Raw genomic sequence first — 19,221 nt, forward strand, 5'->3', positions numbered from 1 at the left:
CTATCGAACGGAGTGGCATCGTGGCCACCTCTTCGGAGCGACTGAGCGAGTTCGTCGCACAGCTCAGGATCGAGCGGATCCCCACGCCCACCGCCGAACACGCCCTCCTGCACACGCTGGACGTCCTCGGCTGCGGCATCGCGGCGCACGCGTTCGGGGAGGCGGCGTACGCGCTGGGTTCCGTACGGGAGTACGGCGGACACGGTCCGGCCACCGCGATCGGCGCCGACGGCCTTTCCCCCGCGGACGCGGCCTTCGTGAACGGCACCTTGTGCCACGCCCTCGACTTCGACGACACCCACCCCACCTCGGTCGTGCACGTCAGCGCGGGCGTCGTACCGGCCGCCATCACCGCCGCCCGCGCGGCGGACGCGACCGGCGCGGACCTCCTGGCGGCGATCGTCGCCGGCAACGAGGTCTCCGTCCGGCTCGGCACCGCGGCGAGCGGACGCTTCCACGCCCGCGGCTTCCATCCCACCGGCGTGTGCGGCGTCTTCGGCGCCACCGCGGCGGCCGCACGCGCCAGGGGCCAGGACGCCGTACGAACCGCCCACGCGCTCGGTATCGCCGGAAGCATGGCGTCGGGGCTTCTGGAGTTCCTCGCCGACGGCTCCGAGACCAAGCGGCTGCACCCCGGGTGGGCCGCCCGCGCCGGGCTCTCGGCCGTGGCCCTCGCCGCGCACGGGGCGACCGGGCCCGCGACCGTCCTGGAGGGCGCCCGGGGCTTCTTCGCCACCTACCTGCACGGGGAGTCGTACGACCTCGACGGCCAGACGGCCGACCTCGGCACCCGCTGGGTCACCGACGAGATCGCCTACAAGCCCTACCCGGCCTGCCACTACACCCACGCCCCGGTCGACGCGCTGGCGCACCTCCTGGCCACCACGCCGCTGAAAGCCGACGACATCAAGTCGATCACCGGCTTCACCGACGAGACCGGCGTCGCGCTGGTCAGCGAGCCGGCCGCCGACAAGGTCCACCCCCGGACGCCGTACGACGCGAAGTTCAGCCTCCCCTACTGCCTCGCCACCCGGCTCGTCACCGGCCGCCTCGACGTCGGGTCGTTCACCGCGGAGGCCGTCGCCGATCCCGAAGTGGCGGCGCTGGCCCCGCGGATCGGCTACGAACTTCGCCGCTACGACCCGGACACGTTCGGCGGCGGCGTACGCGTCGAGACCGTCGACGGCCGTGTCCTCGAACACGAACTCCGCCGGCAGCGCGGGGGCGCCGAGAACCCCATGAGCCCCGAAGAGGTCCTGGACAAGTTCCGCATCAACGCCGGGTACGGCCTCCCGCCCGAGCAGGTGGAGGCGCTGGAGCACTCGACGCTCGGGCTCGCCTCACTGCACGACCTCACCTACCTGGACGCCCTCGCGGCAGCCACCACGCGAAAGTGAGACACCCCATGCACCACAGCGACGTCATCGTCGTCGGGGCCGGACCGGTCGGCGTCCTCAACGCGCTGGGCCTGGCCCGGGCCGGCCTGAGGGTCACCGTCATCGAGGCGGAACCCGCCGTCGTCCAGTCGCCGCGCGCGATGGTCTACCACTGGTCGGTCCTCGAGGGAATCGAGCGGCTGGGCCTCCTGGACGCGGCCAAGCAGGCCGGGTTCACCAAGCAGGAGTACACCTATTACGTCTACGCGACCGGCGAGCGCATCGACATGAGCGTCGGCGTCCTCGAAGGCCTCGTCCCCCATCCCTACAACCTCCACATGGGCCAACACCGGCTCGCCGAGATCGCGTTGGACGAACTCGCCAGGTTCGACAACGCCACCGTGCGGTTCGACGCGTCGGTCACGGGCATCGCGCAGGACGAAGACGGAGTGACGGTCGATGTCGGGGGCGAACAGCTGCGCGCCTCCTGGCTGATCGGGGCCGACGGGGCGGGCAGCACCGTCCGCAAGTGTCTGGGCCTGGGATTCGAGGGCATCACCTGGCCCGAGGTCTTCGTCGCGACGAACGTCCGCTACGACTTCGACAAGCACGGCTACGCCCGCTCCACGCTCCAGATCGATCCGACCTACGGCGCCATCATCGCGAAGATCGACAACACCGGCCTGTGGAGGCTCACTTACGCCGAGCATCCCGACACCCCCGAGGACCGGATCGGCGAGCGCATTCCCGAGTGGTACTCCAAGCTCCTGCCGGGCGACGAGGGATACGAGCTCGACGCCCACCGCCCCTACCGCATGCACCAGCGGGCGGCAACGACCATGCGTGCGGGGCGAGTTCTCCTCGCCGGCGACGCCGCGCACGCCACCAACCCGATCGGCGGCCTCGGCCTGACCTCCGGGCTCTTCGACACCTTCGTGCTCTACGACGCCCTCGCCGCGGTGATCAGGAAGACCGCCGACGACGCCGTACTCGACAAGTACGCGGAGGAACGCAGGCGCACCTTCCTCGACAAGGCCTCACCGCGCGCCACCGCCAACAAGCAGCTCCTCTTCCACACCAGCGACCCGGCACGGCTCGAAGCCGAGCTGTCGAAACTGCGGGCGCTCGCCGCCGACGAGGAGGGACAGCGGACGGCCTTCATGTTCACCAAACAGCTGGAGACCCCGCTGCTGGTCCGCCCGGTCGCGACCGTCTGAGCGGGGAGGGACGAGATGAGTGTGCAACCCGGCTGGCAGGGACGCTTCTTCGAGGACTTCGAAGTCGGCGACCTGTACCAGCACCCCCTCGGCCGGACGGTCAGCGAGGCCGACAACACCTGGTTCACCCTGCTCACCATGAACACGAACCAGCTGCACTTCAACGAACAGTACGCGGCCCGTTCCGAGTTCAAGCGCCCGCTGGTGGTCTCCACCCTCACCGTGGCCATCGCGGTCGGCCAGAGCGTCACCGACCTCACCCAGAACGCCGTCGCCAACCTGGGCTGGGACGACATCCGCATGACCCACCCGGTGTACGCGGGCGACACGCTGTGGAGCGAGTCGATCGTCGTGAGCAAGCGGGAGAGCGCCAGCCGCCCCACCGCCGGCGTCGTCACCGTCAAGACGCGGACCCTCAACCAGCACGGCAAGGAAGTCTGCTCCTTCCTGCGCACCTTCCTGGTGCACAGGCGCGGCGCCGAGCAGCTCCAGGACGTCTTCCCGGTGGGCGAAGTGCCGTTGACGGTACCGGGGGAGGAGCGGTGAGGCCGCTGGCGGACGTGCGCATCCTCGCCGTCGAGCAGTACGGCGCCGGCCCCTGGGGCAGCCTGCACCTCGCCGACCTCGGCGCCGAGGTCATCAAGATCGAGGAACCCCGCTCCGGCGGCGACGTCGGCCGCTATGTCCCGCCGTACGCCGAGGGCGAGGACTCCCTGTTCTTCGAGGCGTTCAACCGCAACAAGCGCAGCATCTCCCTCGATCTCACCAACCCGCGCGGACGCGAGGTGTTCGAGCGCCTGGTCCGCGAGTCCGACGCCGTCTACTCCAACCTGCGCGGCGACGTACCGGCCCGGATCGGCATCACCTACGACGACCTCAAGCACCTCAACCCGGCCATCGTGTGCTGCTCGCTCACCGGCTACGGCATGACCGGCCCGCGCAGCCAACAGCCGGGCTACGACTACCTCATCCAGGGCATCGCCGGCTGGATGGACCTCACCGGCGAACCGGGCGGCCCGCCTGCCAAGAGCGGCGTCTCGCTGGTCGACTTCACCGGCGGCTACGTGGCCGCGCTCGCCCTGCTCGCCGGACTGCACGCCGCGCGGCACGACGGCATCGGCATGGACTGCGACGTCAGCCTGTACGACATCGCCGTCACGCTGCTCAACTACCCGGCGGCCTGGCACCTCAACGAGGGCTACGAACCCGCCCGCACCCGCCACTCGGCCCACCCCTCCCTGGTGCCGTTCCAGGCGTTCGAGACACGCGACGGCTGGATGGTCGTGGCGTGTCCCAAGGAGAAGTTCTGGGTGAGGCTCGCGCGGCGCCTCGGCCACCCCGACTGGGCCACCGACCCGCGCTTCGACTCCTTCGCCCACCGCCACCAGTACCGGGACGAGCTGATCCCGCTCCTGGAGGCCGAGTTCACCACCCGCGACACCGTCGACTGGCTCGACGCGCTCACCGCCGACGGCATCCCCTGCTCGCCGATCAACAGCGTCAGCCAGGCACTCCAGGACCCGCAGACCCTCGCCCGCGACCTGATCGTGGAGACCGAGCACCCCCGCTTCGGCACCGTGCGCCAGATGGCCTCGCCCGTGAAGGTCGGCCCCGTACGCCCGACTTACCGCCGCGCACCCCTGCGCAACGAGGACCTCGCCCACGTCACCCGCAAGCTCGCGGGCTACGACGCCGACGAGGTCGAGGCGCTGGCCGCCGAGGGCGCCTTCGGCGAACTCCCCACCGACTGAGGACAGCACAGACTCATGGACTTCGAACTCACCCAGGATCAGAAGGACTTCAAGGCCGTACTGCGCTCCTTCGTCGAGAAGGAGATCATCCCGGTCGCCCGCGAGTGGGAGCAGTCCGGCCGCTACCCGACCGAGATCGTCGACGGCCTCAAGGAACTCGGCCTCTTCGGCATCACCGTCCCCGAGGAGTACGGCGGCCTCGACCTCGACCCGGTCTCCTTCGCGCTGGTCTTCGAGGAGCTGGCCCGCGGCTGGATGGGCATCGCCGGTGTCCTCGGCAGCCACTCCCTGTCCTGCCGCATGATCGCCGTGCACGGCACGGAGGAGCAGAAGCGGCGGTTCCTGCCGGGGCTGGCAACCGGCGAGCGCCGTACGGGACTCGGCCTCACCGAGCCCGGTGCCGGCACCGACATGCAGAGCATCGCCACCACCGCCCGGCGCGACGGCGACCACTACGTCGTCAACGGCACCAAGCTGTGGATCACCAACGCCCGTTACGCCGACCCGCTCCCCGTGATCGTCAAGACCGACCCGTCCGCCTCACCGAAGCACGCCGGCATGAGCGTCCTCCTGGTCGAGAAGGACACCCCGGGCTTCGAGGTCCTCAAGGACATCCCCAAGCTCGGCTACAAGGGCCCGGAGACCAGCGAGGTCCTCCTCGACGATGCCCGGATACCGGCGGCCAACCTGCTCGGCGGCATCGAGGGCCGGGGTATGCAGCAGACCCTCTCCGCCCTGGAATGGGGCCGGGTCAACATCGCCGCCCGGGGCGTCGGAGTCGGTCAGCGCGCCTACGAGGAGGCCCTCGCCTACGCCAAGCAGCGCGTCGCCTTCGACCGTCCCATCGCCGACTTCCAGGCCATCCAGCTCAAGCTCGCCACCATGGCCACCAACCTCCAGGCCGCGCGCCTCATGACCTACTGGGCCGCCACCGCCGTACGCGACGGACGGGCGGACGCCCAGACCGGGATGGCGAAGATCTTCGCCTCGGAGATGGCACTGGACAACGCCATCGACTCGATGAAGGTGCACGGGGCCTACGGCTACTCCACCGAGTACGAGATCGAGCGCCTGTACCGCGACGCACCGCTGATGAGCATCGGTGAGGGCACCAACGACGTCCTGCGCACGGTCGTGGCGAAGGCCCTGGTCGCGGGCCGCTCCCGGGTCGGATGAAGGGACAGTGGGATGAAGGAACTCCGCGACCGCGTGGCGGTCGTCACCGGGGGCGCGAGCGGTATCGGCCTCGCGCTCGCCCATCGCTTCACCGCCGAAGGGATGAAGGTGGTGATCGCGGACATCGAGGAGGAGACACTGGAGAAGGCGGTCGACTCCCTGGCCGCCGGCGGAGCGCAGGTGCTCGGCGTGCGCACCGACGTGTCGCGCCCGGAGGACGTCGAGGCGCTGGCCCAGGCCACGCTCGACCGGTTCGGCGCCGTCCACGTCGTCTGCAACAACGCCGGTGTCGAGAGCGGCGAGACGTTCTCGGAGATCCCGCTCACGACCTGGGAATGGGTGATGGGCGTGAACTTCTGGGGTGTCCTGCACGGCTGCAGGACGTTCCTGCCGCTACTGCGGGAGCAGGGCGAGGGCCACATCGTCAACACCGCCTCGACCGCGGCTTTCGCCACGGGCCTGCCGACGTTCACCCCGTACTCGGTCTCGAAGTTCGCCGTCCACTCCCTCTCGGAGAACCTCGACATCGAGTTGCGCGGTGGCGGCGAGCCGATCGGGGTGTCGCTGCTGGTGCCCGGCATGACGAAGTCCCGTATGGCCGACTCCGAGCGCAACCGGCCGCAGGGCGTGAGCGTCTCCGAGTCCCCGCGGCGACGGAGGGTCCTCGACATGATCCGCACCGCGATGGAGGAGAACGCGCTCGACCCGGCGGTCACCGCGGGCCAGGTCGTCGACGCCGTTGTGAACGAGCGCTTCTTCGTCCTCACCCACCCCGAGGAGAGCATCGCGGCCCTCAGGGCCCGGCTGCACTCCATGGAGACCGGCGAGCCCCTGGCGGTACGCAAGCCTTCAGGCGTGAAGTGAGCAGCGGGTTCAGGGGAGGAACTTGTCCGCCAGGAGGTGGGCGAGGGCCCAGTCCTGTGCGGCGACACCGACGGTCTTGAACACCGTCCGTTCGCCGTACTCTGCGGCGGTGTCGGTCAGCGCGGTGCCGAGCTCCGTGAGGTCGTCCTTGGCGATGACACCGGCGTCGAGGGCCTGGATGATCTCGCCGGCCTCCGCGAGGGTCGCGTCGAGGTCGTCGATGACGACGGTGGAGGAGGCGAGCAGTTCGTCGGGCAGTTCGCGCATGGTGGGACGGTAGGAACCGATGGCGTTCACGTGCACCCGGGCCGGCAGCGCCGACTCCCGGAAGAGCGGGCTGGTCGCGTTGGTCGCGCAGCAGACGATCTCGGCCTCCGCGACGGCCGACTCCGCGTCGGTGGACGCCAGGAGCTCCACCCCCGCCAACTCGGGTGCCAGCGTTTCGAGAAGGGCCTGGGTGCGTCGCGGATCGCGGCCCACCACGGTGAGCCGGGACAGCGGCCGGACCGCGTGGACGGCGCGGACCTGGTCGGGGGCCTGCGCGCCGGCACCGATCAGGGTCAGCCGGCCGGCCTCCGGCGCGGCGAGGAGGTCGGTGGCGACGCCGACCGCCGCTCCGGTGCGCAGGGTCGTCACCACGCCGGCGTCGGCGACCAGGTGGTCCAGGCTGCCGGTCTCGCTCCAGACCACGGTGCCCGCGATGACCGGCCTGCGTTCGGAGTTCAGGCTCAGCGTCTTGATCACCGCTGACGCGGTCGACCGGTGATGCGCGGACATCACCATGAACTTCCCGTCCCCCAGCGGAGTGCGGACGGGCATCTCGAACTCTCCGCCGGCGAGGTCGACGAACCCCCGCCGTACGGCGTCGATCACCTCGTGCATCGTCACGGCCTCACGGATCTCGCGCTCGCCGAGGGTGATGGTCGTCATGACAGCTCCGCTTCGTCGTCGGGCCTGAACCAGGCCCGGGTCAACCCGTATGTCGGGAAGGTCTCAACGGACGTAGTCCGCGCCGGTGATGTCGATGGTGGCCCCCGTCGAGTGGCGGGAACGGCCGGACGCCAGGAACACGATCATCTCGGCCACGTCCCCGGGCGGAGTGATCTCGCCCAACGGCACGCTCGACGCGTCCACTTCGCCTTCCTCCGCGAGGTCCGTCGCGACCCACCCGGGGGCCACGGAGTAGGCGAGCACCCCGTCGGCCGCGAAGCCCCGGGCGATGCCCTTGGTCAGTGCCAGCAGACCGGCCTTCGCGGCGCCGTAGGCCAAGTGGTCCCCGTCGTCCCCCCGGTGTGCGGAACGGCTGGACACGCTGACGACGATGCCCCCGCCGCGCTCACGGAAGTGCAGCACCGCGTTGCGGCTGAGGTCGGCCGGGCCGGTGAGGTTGAGGGCCAGGTTGTCGGCCCACCCCTGGCGCCACTGTGCCGGGTCGTCGAGCGGCGACCCGAGCCAGGCCCCCGCGTTGTTGACCAGCACGTCGACCTGGCCGCGCCAGGCGACGGCCTCCTGCCACAGGGCCTCCGTCTGGCCCGGGTCGCGGAGATCGGCGCGCACCAGGCAGCCCCGGTCGCCGAGTTGGTGCCGGAGGTCACGGGCGGCCTGTTCACTGCTGGCCCAGTGCGCGACGACGTGGGCGCCCTCGCGGTGGGCGGCGAGCGCGGTCGCCCGGCCGATACCGCGCGAGGCACCGGTGACGAGGACCGTCTTGCCGGCAAGGAGAAGGCCGCTGGGGGATGTCGTTCCGCTCATGCGACCGCCTGCGCTCCGGTGATCTCCACGATGGACCCGCACATGTACGGCGCCTCGTCCGAGGCGAGGAACGCGACCAGCGCCGCGACCTCCTCCGGCGTCCCGATGCGGCCGAACGGCACCAGGACATCGAGGTCGGCGACGGTGCGTCCGGTCCGGGCGAGATGCGCCTCCACCATCGGCGTACGGATCTCCCCCGGGCAGACGGCGTTGACGCGCACGCCCTGGTGGGCGTGGTCCCGGGCGAGACTGCGGGTGAAGGCGACGACGGCGGACTTCGTCACGTTGTACGCGATGTGCACCGGCGCCGGCTGCAACCCCCACTGCGAGGCGGTGTTGACGATGGCCCCACCGCCGCGTGCCGCCATGTGCGGCAGCGCCGCCCGGCACAGGTGGAACAGCGCGTGCACGTTGACGGCGAAGCTGGTCTCCCAGTCCTGTTCGGAGAGGGCGAGCAGGTCGCCGCGCCGGTTGACGCCCCCGTTGTTCACCAGCACGTCGAGGTGCCCGTGCCGGGCGACCACGTCCTCGACGGCCCGGGCGCACGCGCTCGCGTCGGCGAGGTCGAAGCACGCGGCCTCCGCCTTCCCACCCTCCCCGGTGATCTCCGCGACGGTCTTGTCCGCAGAGGCGCCGTCGACGTCGCAGACCACGACGGTGGCCCCCTCGCGCGCCAGCCGCCGGGCGATCGCGGATCCGATGCCGCCGCCCGCGCCGGTGACGACGGCGACCTTCCCCCTGAAGCGGGAGGCCGCTACGGAGTGGGTCACGACCCTTCCCTCCGCCGTCTCAGTCACTGGTGAAGACCGTGTCGTGCCAGCCCTTGTGAGCGGCGCCGGTGATGTCCGCCATGACGTGCTTGACGTTGGTGTACTCGTCGAAGGAGTACGCGGACATGTCCTTGCCGAAGCCGGAGGCCTTGTAGCCGCCGTGCGGCATCTCGCTGATGATCGGGATGTGGTCGTTGATCCAGACGCAGCCCGCCTGGATCTCGCGGCTCGCGTGCCCGGCGCGGTAGACGTTGGTCGTCCAGGCGGAGGCGGCGAGTCCGTACGGGGTGTCGTTGGCGAGGCGGAGTGCCTCGTCGTCGCCGTCGAAGGGCAGGCAGACGAGGACAGGGCCGAAGATCTCCTGCTGCACGATGGCGGAGTCCTGGGCGGCGTCGGTGATGAGGGTGGGCTCGTAGTAGGCCCCCCGGCCGAGCGGGCCGTCCGGGATCCTGCCGCCGCGTACCACGGTGGCTCCGGCCCGGCGGGCCTCCTCGACTATGCCGGCGACCTTGTCGCGCTGCCGGAGCGAGATCAGGGAGCCCATGTCGGTGGCGGGGTCCCCGACCGGGCCCAGCCGCACGCCGTCCATCAGCTCGGCGACCCGCGCCACGAACCCCTCGTACAGCGGCCGTTGGACATACGCGCGAGTGGCCGCCGTACAGTCCTGGCCCGCGTTGATGAGCGCCCCCGCCACCGCACCGCGCGCCGCGGCCTCCAGGTCGGCGTCGTCGAAGACCACGAAGGGCGCCTTGCCGCCGAGTTCGAGGTGGACGCGCTTGACCGACCCGGCCGCCTGCGCGGCGACTTGGCGGCCGACGGCGGTGGAGCCGGTGAAGGAGACCATGGCGATGTCGGGGTGGGTGATCAGGGCCTGTCCGGCGACGGGTCCGGTGCCGGTGACGATGTTGACGACACCGTCCGGGATGCCGGCCTCCTGGGCGGCCTCGGCGAACAACACCGAGGTGAGCGGGGTGAGTTCGGACGGCTTCAGCACGACCGTGTTGCCCGCGGCGACGGCCGGGAGGATCTTCCAGGCCGCCATCTGCAACGGGTAGTTCCAGGGGGCGATGGAGCCGACGACGCCGATGGGTTCGCGGCGGATCGTGGAGGTGTGGTTGCCGGAGTACTCGCCGGAGGCGCGGCCCTCCAGGTTGCGGGCGGCGCCCGCGAAGAAGCGGACGTTGTCGATGGTGCCGGGGACGTCGAAGTCACGGGTCAGCCGGATCGGCTTGCCGGCGTTGCGGCTTTCGACCTCGGCGAACTCCTCGGCCCGCGCCTGCAGTCGATCCGCCCAGCGCAGGAGCGCCTCGGAGCGGTCGACGGGGGTCGCGCGCGACCAGTCGGCGAAGGCCGTGCGGGCGGCGGTCACCGCCTCCTCGACGTCCTCGGCGCCGGCCAGGGTGTCGGTCGCCAGGACCTCCCCGGTGGCCGGGTCGGTCACCGAGTACTCCTCGCCGGACGTGCCGGGGCGGCGCTTGCCCGCGATGAACTGCGTTCCGGTGGTCTCGGGGGTGTCCATCAGCGCTCCTGTTCGGCGGCGCCCCACAGGTCGCCGAGGGTGTAGCCGTGCGGGAAGGGGTCGGTGGCGTCCAGGACGTACTGGTTGAATCCGGTGATCCAGCCGCGTCCGCTGATCGTCGGCAGCACCGCCTCGTACGGCCCGATTTGGGTGGTGTCGAGCAGCGTGCCGGTGAAGGTGGTGCCGATGATCGACTCGTGGACGAAGGGGGTGTCGAGGGGGAGTTCGCCGCGTGCGTGCAGGGCGGCCATGCGGGCGCAGGTGCCGGTGCCGCACGGGGAGCGGTCCAGGGAGCCGGTCCAGGTGGCCGGGTCGGCGAGGTCGACCGGGCCGTTGGGCAGGACGACGGTGTTGCGGCCGGAGACGCCGGGGGTGGGCGAGGGGCCGTGGATCATCGTCAGGGAGATCTGGTCGATGCCGGGGTTGAGCGGATGGCTGACCGGGAACTGCTGCTGGGCCGCCGTACGCAACACCGCCCCGGCGCGCGCGAGTTGCTTCGCCGAGGAGCGTTCCACGGTGAGGCCGAGGTCGGCGGCGCGGGCCTGCACGAAGAACTGGCCGCCGAAGACGATGTCGACCGGGACGCGGCCGTACTCGGGCAGGTCCAGTTCGTGGTCGAGGGCCACCGCGAAGGCCGGGACGTTGGCGAAGGTGACCCGGGTGGCCTTGCCGCCGGACACCTCGGCGCGGACCCGGACGAGGCCGACGGCCGTGTCCACGGTGAGTTCGGTGACCGGCTCGCTCACCGGCACCGCGCCCGTCTCCACGAGCGCGGTGACCGCGCAGATGAGGTTGGAGCCGGACATCGGGCGGTAGCCGCCCTGCTCCAGCACGACCAGGCCGAAGTCGGCGGCCGGGTCGGCCGGCGGCAGCACCAGGGCGCCGCACAGGGCCGGGTAGCCGCGCGGTTCCTGGAGCAGCAGCCGGCGCAGGTCGTCGAGGTGCTTCTCGCAGTACTGCAGCCGCTCGGCCATCGTGGCGCCCTTGACGTGCAGATGGCTGCCGATCAGCACGCGGCCCGGCTCGCCTTCGGCATGGACGTCGATCGCGTGGATGCGGCCGTAGGAGGACATCAGGCGGCCACGCTCTCCTCGGCCACGGCGACACCGGCGGCGACGAGCAGGTCCCGGAACTCTGCGCGGTACTGCGGAGCCAGCGGCAGCACCGGGCGCCGGGTCGGGCCCGCGCCGACGCCGACCAGGTCCAGGCCGGTCTTGATGCCGCACGCGTAGTTGTGGGACTCCAGGAACCGGCAGATCGGGAAGATCTTCGCCCACAGCTCACGGCCGGCGTGCAGGTCGCCCCGGACGGCGAGGGCGTCGTACAGCTCGGCGCAGAGCGCGGGGATCACGCTGGCCGTGCCCCACACGCCCGCCTGCGCTCCGCTCGCCAGCGCGGCGAAGGTGAGGGTGTCCCAGCCGTTGAGGGCGGTGATGTCCCGCGCGTGCTCCTGCTGGACGGCGGAGAACCACGCGAAGTCGCCGCCGGTGTCCTTGTAGGAGGTGACCGCGGTCTCCCGGGCCAGCTTGGCGAGTTCCTCGGGCGCGAGGTTGACGCCGGTGGCGGACGGGATGTTGTAGTACATGATCGGGATGTCGACGGCGTCGGACACCGCGCCGAAGAAGCCGAGCAGCTCGTCGAAGCTGGGGGCGTCGTAGAACGGCGGTACGACCATCACGGCGGCGGCGCCCGCCTTCTCCGCGTGCACGCTCAGCTCCACGGTGTCCGCCGTGCTGAGCGCGCCCGTCCCGGAGACGACCGGGACACGTCCGGCCGCGGCCTCGACGTACAGCTCGGTGACCCGCTTGCGCTCGTCGAGGGTCAGCGTGGTGAACTCGCCGGTGCTGCCGCCGGGCACGAGCCCGTGGATGCCGCCGCCGATGATGTGCTCGGCCTGGCGCCGCACGCCCTCGGCGTCGACGGCGGAACCGTCGGGGGTCAGCGGGGTGACGACGGCGGCGAGGATGCCGGTGAACTGGGGGGCGCTCATGAAGGGACTCCTGGGGTCAGCATGGGGGAAAGGGGCGGTACGGGGAAGCCGGGGGCTTCTGGGACCTGGCAGGTCACCTGCGGCCACGGCGCCCTCGCGGGTCTCCGGCGGACACTGCGGCTCGGCGCCGGCCACTGCGGGCGTGTGCGTGTCACCGGCGGGTGAAGCGGCTCGGTGAGAGGGGTTCGGCCACCGCCGGAAGCCGGCGCGTGGTGATCGCCTCGGCGATGATCTCGGCGGTGACCGGGGCGAGGGTGAGCCCGAGCATGCCGTGGCCGGAGGCGACGTAGACGTTGGGAAGGGGATTCAGACGGCCGATGACCGGCAGGCCGTCCGGGGTCATCGGGCGCAGTCCGGCCCACGGACTGGTCTCTCCCGGCGGGTCGCCCCAGCCGACGAGGGAGTCCGCGGCGGCCTGCTTGATCGCGGCGACCCGCCTGGGATTGACGTTCTCCTCCAGGCCGCCGAACTCCATCGTGCCCGCGAGCCGCAGGAAGCCGTTCATTGGTGTCACCGCGACCCGGGCGTCCTCCAGCGTGAGGGGCGTGCGCAGCGGCACAGGGGAGGGCACGTAGTCGACGCTGTAGCCCTTGCCCGGCCGGATCGGCAGCGGCACGCCGAGCTGGGCGGCCATCCGGGCGGTCCACACGCCACCGGCCAGCAGCAGGGTGTCGCCGGAGTACTCGCCCTTGTCGGTGAGCACGCCGGTGACGGCGTGGCCCTGGCGCAGGAAACGGCGTACGGGCGTGTGTTCGTGGATCTCGACGCCGAGTTCGGTGCACCGCTTGAGCAGGCCCTGGGTGAGGGAGTCGGGCTCGACCTGGCGGTCGTCCGGGAAGAACAGGCCGTGTTTGGTACGGCTGTTCAGCACCGGTTCCTTGGCCTGTACGGCGTCTCCGTGCAGGTGTTCGGCGACCATGCCGAAGGCCTCGAAGATGTCGAGGGAGGCCAGCTGCTCCTCGTAACGCTCCCGCGTCTCGAAGGCCAGCAGGACGCCCGCCTTGTGCATCTCGAAGGCGACGCCGTCCCTGGCCCAGTCGTCGAGGAGGTCCATGGTGCCCTCGGCGAGGCGCAGGGTTGTCTGCAGGCCCGCGCGGAAGTCGCGCGTGGTGCAGTGCCGGGCCATGGTGAGCATGAACTTCACGAAGGACGGGTTGAGCGAGGGCTTGACGTAGAGCGGGCTGTCCGGCTTGAGCATCCACTTGAGGGACTGCAGGATCACGCCCGGCGCGGGCACGGGGCCGCTCTCCGCCAGGGCGATCTTGGCCGCGTTGCCGTGCGAGGCGGCGGAGCCCGCGCGGCGGGCGTCGAGAACCGTCACCTCGCAGCCACTGGCGGCCAGCCGGTAGGCGGCGGCCAGGCCGACGGCGCCGGCTCCTACAACGATGGTCCGCATGGGGTCGCGTCCCTCCTTGCAAAGTGTCGAATGATCGGCGGCACGGTCAGACCTCCGGCGCCCAGGGCCGCCCCACCACGAAGCCGTTCTGGAACGGGTCCGTCGGGTCGAGGACCAGCTGGTTGAAGGAGGTGATCCAGGCGCGTCCGGCGATGCTCGGTACGACGGCGTCGTACGGTCCGACCGTGGTGGTGGACTCGATACGTGCGTCGAAGCGGCTGCCGATGAGCGACTCGTGCCGGAAGAGCTGTCCCTGCTCCAGCAGGCCGTACGCGTGCAGGACGGCCAGGCGGGCGGAGGTGCCGGTGCCGCAGGGGGAGCGGTCGATCCGGCCGGGGGAGACGATCGTCGCGTTCCTGGAGCGGATCATCTCGGCGCCGGTCTCGTCCCGCTCGTGGTGGAGCGGGCCGGTGAACGTCGTGTTGGTGATGCCGGGGATCAGCGGGTTCTCCGGGTGGCTCACGTCCAGCTGGTGCACGGCGGCCTTCTTCAGGCGCTGTCCGAGCTCGCACAGCTCCGCCTCCTCGCTCACGTCGAGCTTGAAGCCGAGCGCCTCGGCGTCCACGAAGACGAAGGTCATGCCGCCGTAGGCGATGTCCACGGTCACCCGGCCGAGCCCGGGGACGTCCAGGTCGGCGCCCTTGTGGTAGACGAAGGCGGGCTGGTTGACCAACTTCACCCGCCGCACCTTGCCGTCGGCGCACTCGCACTCGACGCGGATCAGGCCGGCCGGTGCCTCCAGCGTGAGGTGGGTGACGGGCTCGGTCATCGGCAGCATGCCGGTCTCCAGCAGCACCGTGGCCACGCACATGGTGTTGGAGCCGGACATCGCCGGATACTCCGTCGACTCCAGGATGATGTAACCCATGTCGGCCGCCGGGTCGTTGGACGGCAGGACGACGTTGGCGTTGTGCCACATCGCTCCGCGCGGCTCCTGCAGCAGCAGCTTGCGCAGCTGGTCGTGGTGCTCCTCGAAGTAGCGCATCTTGTCGAAGACACGCTCTCCAGGGACCTGGCCGACCCCGCCGACGACGACCTTGCCGGACTCGCCCTCGGCATGCGCGTCCACCACGTTCAAGGTACGGCTGAACCTCATGGCGTTCCTTTCGAGATCGCAGATTGTCAAACAATCGGCGGTGGGGCTGACGCTAGACCGGGCGCCGCGGTGCGGTCAATGCCCGACGGCGGATGAATCGACCGATCCGGAACGGTCACCCACTCATTTCCCGACCTGTTCACGCGTACGGAGCGCTGTGCCGCCCGGCGCCGGAGGTGTCGCCGGGATCGCGCCTTACGTCCAGGTCAAGCCCATGATCGGGACGGGGGTGGCTGCTGTCGTCGGCCCCGCCGCCCGCTGATCGCCGGATCGGAACATCACGATTTCGGCTATTGACACCGGCCAGTCACGTTCCTAACCTTCCGGCATCTTGCTGCGTGTCTGACAATCTACGGCTCGCTCGCACATGGTGTGGCGCAACGCCGCGCACCCCGGACCGACCGGACCCCCTGCCGTGCCCCCGCACCCCGCACTCCTGCACCCCTGCATCACTCAGCCCTAGCACTGGAGCACCAGCCATGGCCCTCACCAAGCAGAGCAGGTACACCTTCTACGTGATCGGAGTTCTCGTCCTGGCCTGGCTGGCCGGCTACTTCGGCGGCAAGACCGGCTCGGACGGCGGCTCGACCCAGACCGTCGCCAGCTCGGGCGACTCCTCCAAGGCCGCCTGGGTCGACAAGGTCAAGAAGGCGGGCGTGCTGCGGGTCGGCTGTGCCGACGCCCCGCCGACCGTCACCGTCAAGGCGGACGGCACCTGCACCGGCCCCGACCTGATCCCCCTGCAGAACTTCGCGGACGGCATCGGCGTGAAGATCAAGACGGTGGCGACCACCTGGCAGAACATCGTCGCCGGACTCCAGGCGGACAAGTACGACGTCGCCGCCGACCTCGACCAGACCGTCGAGCGCAGCCTGGCGATCCGCTTCACCAACGGCTCGTGGTCCTACCCGGGCGTGTTCCTGGTCGAGCGTGACAGCGACTACACCACCGGCCAGCAGATCCTCGACGCGAAGAAGCCCATCGCCACCACGCAGGGCTCGGCGCTGGACGCGGCGCTGCAGCAGGCCAAGGCGGAGGAACTGCGCGTGGACACCAACCAGAACGCCGCCGCCGCCGTGAAGGCGGGCAAGGCCATCTCCGTCTTCGCCGACCTCGGCACCGCCGTCGACATCGCGACCAAGGACAAGTCCTTCGGCATCGTCGTCCCCGACCCGGCGATCTTCGTCCACCACGTCGCCTACGGCGTCCCCGCCGACATCGACGCCCGCTCCATGGACATCCTCAACGTCGCCGTCGACAACTCGGTGGCCAGCGGCGAGATCGCCCGCGCCTTCGCCGACGCCGGCTACCGCGAGGTGGACGCCCTCGGCAGCCTCCAGATCAAGCCCTGAACCGGCCGACGTCCTCCCGGAGGTAGCCCGTGATGCAATCCGTGGATTCCCTGAACCTGGCCTACTCGCCCGACTGGAGCGTCTGGGGGCCCGCCCTGCCCACCCTCCTGGACGGCCTGTGGCTGACCCTGGAGATCTCGGCGATCGTGATCCTCGCGAGCACCGTCCTCGGCTTCCCGCTCGCCGTGGCCCGCATGTCGAAGATCGAGGTCATCCGCTGGCCGGCCCAGCTCTACATCGAAGTGTTCCGATGTACGCCGCTGCTGGTCCAACTGCTGTGGGTGTTCTACGGCCTTCCCGCACTCCTCGGCGTCAACCTGCCCGGCAAGCTCTCGATCATCATCGCGCTCACCGCGCACCTGACCGCGTTCATGTCGGAGACCTACCGCGCCGGCATGCAGTCCGTGCCGGTCGAGCAGGTCGAGGCGGCCCAGATGCTGCGCCTGAACAGGGTGCAGATCCTGCGGCACATCATCGTGCCGCAGGCCTTCCGCCAGCAGATCCCCACGATCCTGTCCCTGAACGTGAGCATGTTCAAGGACACCTCCCTGGTCTCCGCGCTGGGCCTGGCGGACCTGACCTTCCAGGGCAACATCCTCTCCAGTCAGACCTACCGGCCCATGGAGATCTTCACCCTGGTCGCCGTCATGTACTTCACGATCGCCTTCCCCGCGACCCTGTTCACCAGCTACATCGAGCGCCGACTGCTCACCAGCGGTTCGCGCGGCGCCCAGCCGCCCACTCCCGGGCTGCGGGGCACACTCGGACGGCTGCGCCCCGGGCAGCGGCCGCCGGCTCTGGCCAACCCCGCCCTCAAGTCCGTGGCGAAGTCCGCTCTCAAGCCGGAAGGTGTCTGATCACGATGACAGAGACCAACCCGATCCTCGACAAGACACCGGAGACGGCGGTCGCCGCGGAGCCCGACGGCGCGTTCGTCAGCACGCGCGGCGTGTGCAAGTCCTTCCACGGCCGGCCCGTCCTCAAGGAGGCCGACTTCCGGATCGGCAGCGGCGAGATCGCCGTCCTCATCGGCAAGAGCGGCTCCGGCAAGAGCACGCTGCTGCGGGTGATCGCCGGTCTCGAGGAGCCGGACGCCGGGGACATCGACCTCGCCGGCCAGGCCGTCGTCCGCGACGGCGAGTACCAGGAGGCGTGGAAGGAACTCCGCGGCCAGGTCGGGATGATCTTCCAGAGCTACACCCTGTGGCCCCACATGAACGTCCTCGACAACCTCATCATCGCCCCTCGCCTCACCCTCGGCGAGAGCAAGGCGCAACTGCTGGAGCGGGCCGAACAGGCCCTGACCGAGGTGGGGATGGCCCACCACCTGCGCAGCCGCTGCACCCAGCTCTCCGATGGCGAGCGCCAACGGGTGGCCATCGCACGGGCGTTGATGATGCGCCCACGGCTGCTGCTGTGCGACGAGATCACCTCCGCGCTCGACCCGCCGGTGGCGGCCGAGGTGCTGGGTGTCCTCACCAAGCTGAAGGAGGAGGAGGGCATCGCCTGCGGCATCGTCACCCATGACATGGCCTTCGCGTCCAAGGCCGCCGACCGTATCTGCTTCTTCGAGGACGGACTGATCAAGGAGGACGTGCCGCCGGAGCAGGCCTTCAACGACCCGCAGACACCAGGACTCCGGGCCTTCATCGACGCCGTCCGCTTCTGACCGGCTCCGGGACCGGTGGCAGGCCCTCGTACACTCCTCCCCCCGGGGGCCTGCCACCACCCCGCTCCGGAAACCCCGCCCCCACCGAAAAGGTCACCGACATGCCCCAACTCACCGAGCTGGCACGGAAGCTGGCCGCCGCGCCGAACTTCGCGACGCTCGCCACGATCGGCAAGGACGGCCTGCCACAGCAGACCGTGGTCTGGGTCAAGCCCACCGACGAGGGGATCGCCTTCTCGACCGTCGAGGGCCGCGTGAAACACCTCAACCTGCTGCGCGACCCCCGCGCCGGCATCCTCATCACCGACCGCGAGAACCCCTACGTCTACGCCGTGGTCCGCGGTCCGGTCACCATCACCCGGGACGGCGGGCCGGAGCTGATCGACGAACTCTCCCACAAGTACGAGGGCGAGCCCTGGCAGGAGACCGCGGCGTCGCCCAGAGTGGTCGTCACCATCAGTGCCGAGCGCGTCACCGAGTACGGCGGCTGAAACAGCCGTGGCGAGGGCCTGGCGACGGCCAGGGCCACGGCGACGGCTACTATGTGGTCTGACAATCTGCGGAGGACCGAATGAGTGACCAAGCCCCCCAGCCGACCACCGGGCCCCGGCCGGTCAACAACCAGACCCGGCGCGACGCCGTGGTGAACGAGCTGCGGCGGGCCATCCTGGCCGGAGAACTGGGACCGGGTCAACGGCTCCGGGAGGTCCAGATCTCCCAGCAGATGGGGGTCAGCCGTCCGACCCTGCGTGAGGCCATCTACCAGCTGACCCACGAGGGACTCCTCGAACAGCAGCCGTACCGCGGAGTCGTCGTCACCGACATCGACGAGAAGTTCATCACCGACGTGGCCGCGGTCCGCGTCGCCCTGGAAAAACTGGCGGCCCGGGCTCTGGCCGACGATCCGGACGGCTCCCGGAAGGAGACACTCCGGCGCAGCTGGGAGGAGTACCAGGCGGCCCACGACGCCCAGGATCCGGACCGCCTCCACCAGGCCCACGTGAACCTGCACTGGACCGTGTGGACCGCCTCCGAGAACACCATGCTGGAACGCCTGTGGCCGACCGTGGAAGCGCAGATAAACATCGCCATCTCGGTCGACGAGAGCACCCGTTCCGATCCCGACCGCGCCCTGCACGTCCATGAACGGCTCATCGACGCGATCCTCGACGGCGACCCGGCCACCATCGACGCCGAGGTGGAGCGCCACACCATGGCGAGCGCCGGCGAACTCATCGAACTGCTCGCCGAACGGAAGAAGCAGGCCCAGAACCCTGTCGCCTGAGACGGAAC

19 protein-coding genes are annotated in these 19,221 nt (G+C 70.4%); 11 read left to right on the forward strand and 8 right to left on the reverse strand.

What is annotated here, in order from left to right; all coding sequences use genetic code 11:
- Positions 1-20: 20 nt before the first annotated feature.
- From ABZ848_RS35285 to ABZ848_RS35310, 6 genes are read left to right on the forward strand one after another with little or no spacing between them, the layout of a single operon-like run.
- Entirely contained in the window at positions 21-1,397 is a 1,377-nt protein-coding gene (locus tag ABZ848_RS35285; RefSeq protein ID WP_360838565.1) for an MmgE/PrpD family protein, read from the forward strand.
- 8 nt (positions 1,398-1,405) lie between these two features.
- Entirely contained in the window at positions 1,406-2,593 is a 1,188-nt protein-coding gene (locus ABZ848_RS35290; protein ID WP_360838567.1) for an FAD-dependent monooxygenase, read from the forward strand.
- 15 nt (positions 2,594-2,608) lie between these two features.
- The gene (locus tag ABZ848_RS35295) at positions 2,609-3,139 is read left to right on the forward strand and encodes a MaoC family dehydratase (protein WP_360838569.1); all 531 of its coding nucleotides are present in this window, start codon (positions 2,609-2,611) and stop codon (positions 3,137-3,139) included.
- On the forward strand, positions 3,136-4,344 hold the full coding sequence (locus tag ABZ848_RS35300; RefSeq protein ID WP_360838571.1) for a CoA transferase: 1,209 nt from the start codon (positions 3,136-3,138) through the stop codon (positions 4,342-4,344). The genes ABZ848_RS35295 and ABZ848_RS35300 overlap by 4 nt, the downstream gene beginning before the upstream one ends.
- Positions 4,345-4,359: 15 nt before the next feature.
- Complete coding sequence (locus tag ABZ848_RS35305; protein WP_360838572.1) at positions 4,360-5,520, forward strand: acyl-CoA dehydrogenase family protein; 1,161 nt, start codon at positions 4,360-4,362, stop codon at positions 5,518-5,520.
- 12 nt (positions 5,521-5,532) lie between these two features.
- A complete protein-coding gene (locus ABZ848_RS35310) occupies positions 5,533-6,384 on the forward strand; it encodes an SDR family NAD(P)-dependent oxidoreductase (RefSeq protein ID WP_360838574.1) in 852 nt (283 codons plus the stop codon).
- Positions 6,385-6,393: 9 nt separating this feature from the next.
- On the opposite strand, the gene ABZ848_RS35315 is transcribed toward ABZ848_RS35310, so the two are convergent.
- The 8 genes from ABZ848_RS35315 to ABZ848_RS35350 all read right to left on the reverse strand — a co-directional run bounded on the left by ABZ848_RS35315 (position 6,394) and on the right by ABZ848_RS35350 (position 14,907).
- Positions 6,394-7,314, reverse strand: a complete 921-nt coding sequence (locus ABZ848_RS35315) for an ornithine cyclodeaminase family protein (RefSeq protein ID WP_360838576.1) — start codon at positions 7,312-7,314, stop codon at positions 6,394-6,396.
- A gap of 63 nt (positions 7,315-7,377) precedes the next feature.
- Positions 7,378-8,136 carry an SDR family oxidoreductase gene (locus ABZ848_RS35320; protein ID WP_360838578.1) on the reverse strand — a complete coding sequence of 253 codons (759 nt, stop codon included), beginning with the start codon at positions 8,134-8,136 and terminating at the stop codon, positions 7,378-7,380.
- Entirely contained in the window at positions 8,133-8,906 is a 774-nt protein-coding gene (locus tag ABZ848_RS35325) for an SDR family NAD(P)-dependent oxidoreductase (RefSeq protein WP_360838579.1), read from the reverse strand. Before ABZ848_RS35325 ends, ABZ848_RS35320 begins: the two co-directional genes overlap by 4 nt.
- 19 nt (positions 8,907-8,925) lie before the next feature.
- Complete coding sequence (locus tag ABZ848_RS35330; RefSeq protein ID WP_360838580.1) at positions 8,926-10,425, reverse strand: gamma-aminobutyraldehyde dehydrogenase; 1,500 nt, start codon at positions 10,423-10,425, stop codon at positions 8,926-8,928.
- A complete protein-coding gene (locus ABZ848_RS35335) occupies positions 10,425-11,498 on the reverse strand; it encodes a proline racemase family protein (protein WP_360838582.1) in 1,074 nt (357 codons plus the stop codon). The genes ABZ848_RS35330 and ABZ848_RS35335 overlap by 1 nt, the downstream gene beginning before the upstream one ends.
- Positions 11,498-12,415, reverse strand: coding sequence for a dihydrodipicolinate synthase family protein (locus tag ABZ848_RS35340; RefSeq protein ID WP_360838584.1), 918 nt, complete (start codon positions 12,413-12,415; stop codon positions 11,498-11,500). The genes ABZ848_RS35335 and ABZ848_RS35340 overlap by 1 nt, the downstream gene beginning before the upstream one ends.
- Before the next feature lie 151 nt (positions 12,416-12,566).
- A complete protein-coding gene (locus ABZ848_RS35345) occupies positions 12,567-13,811 on the reverse strand; it encodes an FAD-dependent oxidoreductase (RefSeq protein WP_360838586.1) in 1,245 nt (414 codons plus the stop codon).
- 46 nt (positions 13,812-13,857) lie between these two features.
- Positions 13,858-14,907 carry a proline racemase family protein gene (locus ABZ848_RS35350; RefSeq protein ID WP_360838587.1) on the reverse strand — a complete coding sequence of 350 codons (1,050 nt, stop codon included), beginning with the start codon at positions 14,905-14,907 and terminating at the stop codon, positions 13,858-13,860.
- A gap of 479 nt (positions 14,908-15,386) precedes the next feature.
- Here ABZ848_RS35350 and ABZ848_RS35355 point away from each other — a divergent pair, with 479 nt between their 5' ends.
- From ABZ848_RS35355 to ABZ848_RS35375, 5 genes are all read left to right on the forward strand, one after another.
- Positions 15,387-16,259 carry a transporter substrate-binding domain-containing protein gene (locus ABZ848_RS35355; protein WP_360838588.1) on the forward strand — a complete coding sequence of 291 codons (873 nt, stop codon included), beginning with the start codon at positions 15,387-15,389 and terminating at the stop codon, positions 16,257-16,259.
- 41 nt (positions 16,260-16,300) lie between these two features.
- Positions 16,301-17,116 (forward strand): amino acid ABC transporter permease, encoded by an 816-nt coding sequence (locus ABZ848_RS35360; protein WP_360838590.1) that lies wholly within the window; start codon positions 16,301-16,303, stop codon positions 17,114-17,116.
- A gap of 5 nt (positions 17,117-17,121) precedes the next feature.
- Positions 17,122-17,928, forward strand: coding sequence for an amino acid ABC transporter ATP-binding protein (locus ABZ848_RS35365; RefSeq protein ID WP_360838592.1), 807 nt, complete (start codon positions 17,122-17,124; stop codon positions 17,926-17,928).
- Between the two features lie 101 nt (positions 17,929-18,029).
- On the forward strand, positions 18,030-18,419 hold the full coding sequence (locus ABZ848_RS35370) for a PPOX class F420-dependent oxidoreductase (protein ID WP_360838594.1): 390 nt from the start codon (positions 18,030-18,032) through the stop codon (positions 18,417-18,419).
- Positions 18,420-18,499: 80 nt separating this feature from the next.
- Entirely contained in the window at positions 18,500-19,213 is a 714-nt protein-coding gene (locus ABZ848_RS35375; RefSeq protein ID WP_360838596.1) for a GntR family transcriptional regulator, read from the forward strand.
- The last annotated feature ends 8 nt before the right edge of the window (positions 19,214-19,221 follow it).

The sequence above is a fragment of the Streptomyces sp. NPDC047081 genome (assembly GCF_040643775.1).
Classification (GTDB): domain Bacteria; phylum Actinomycetota; class Actinomycetes; order Streptomycetales; family Streptomycetaceae; genus Streptomyces.

Bases quoted from the DNA above. Each gene is read 5' to 3' on its own strand.
- ABZ848_RS35290 (WP_360838567.1), top strand. From the start codon at position 1,406: ATGCACCACAGCGACGTCATCGTCGTCGGGGCCGGACCGGTCGGCGTC.
- ABZ848_RS35295 (WP_360838569.1), top strand. From the start codon at position 2,609: ATGAGTGTGCAACCCGGCTGGCAGGGACGCTTCTTCGAGGACTTCGAA.
- ABZ848_RS35305 (WP_360838572.1), top strand. From the start codon at position 4,360: ATGGACTTCGAACTCACCCAGGATCAGAAGGACTTCAAGGCCGTACTG.
- ABZ848_RS35310 (WP_360838574.1), top strand. From the start codon at position 5,533: ATGAAGGAACTCCGCGACCGCGTGGCGGTCGTCACCGGGGGCGCGAGC.
- ABZ848_RS35315 (WP_360838576.1), bottom strand. From the start codon at position 7,314: ATGACGACCATCACCCTCGGCGAGCGCGAGATCCGTGAGGCCGTGACG.
- ABZ848_RS35320 (WP_360838578.1), bottom strand. From the start codon at position 8,136: ATGAGCGGAACGACATCCCCCAGCGGCCTTCTCCTTGCCGGCAAGACG.
- ABZ848_RS35330 (WP_360838580.1), bottom strand. From the start codon at position 10,425: ATGGACACCCCCGAGACCACCGGAACGCAGTTCATCGCGGGCAAGCGC.
- ABZ848_RS35335 (WP_360838582.1), bottom strand. From the start codon at position 11,498: ATGTCCTCCTACGGCCGCATCCACGCGATCGACGTCCATGCCGAAGGC.
- ABZ848_RS35340 (WP_360838584.1), bottom strand. From the start codon at position 12,415: ATGAGCGCCCCCCAGTTCACCGGCATCCTCGCCGCCGTCGTCACCCCG.
- ABZ848_RS35345 (WP_360838586.1), bottom strand. From the start codon at position 13,811: ATGCGGACCATCGTTGTAGGAGCCGGCGCCGTCGGCCTGGCCGCCGCC.
- ABZ848_RS35350 (WP_360838587.1), bottom strand. From the start codon at position 14,907: ATGAGGTTCAGCCGTACCTTGAACGTGGTGGACGCGCATGCCGAGGGC.
- ABZ848_RS35355 (WP_360838588.1), top strand. From the start codon at position 15,387: ATGGCCCTCACCAAGCAGAGCAGGTACACCTTCTACGTGATCGGAGTT.
- ABZ848_RS35365 (WP_360838592.1), top strand. From the start codon at position 17,122: ATGACAGAGACCAACCCGATCCTCGACAAGACACCGGAGACGGCGGTC.
- ABZ848_RS35370 (WP_360838594.1), top strand. From the start codon at position 18,030: ATGCCCCAACTCACCGAGCTGGCACGGAAGCTGGCCGCCGCGCCGAAC.
- ABZ848_RS35375 (WP_360838596.1), top strand. From the start codon at position 18,500: ATGAGTGACCAAGCCCCCCAGCCGACCACCGGGCCCCGGCCGGTCAAC.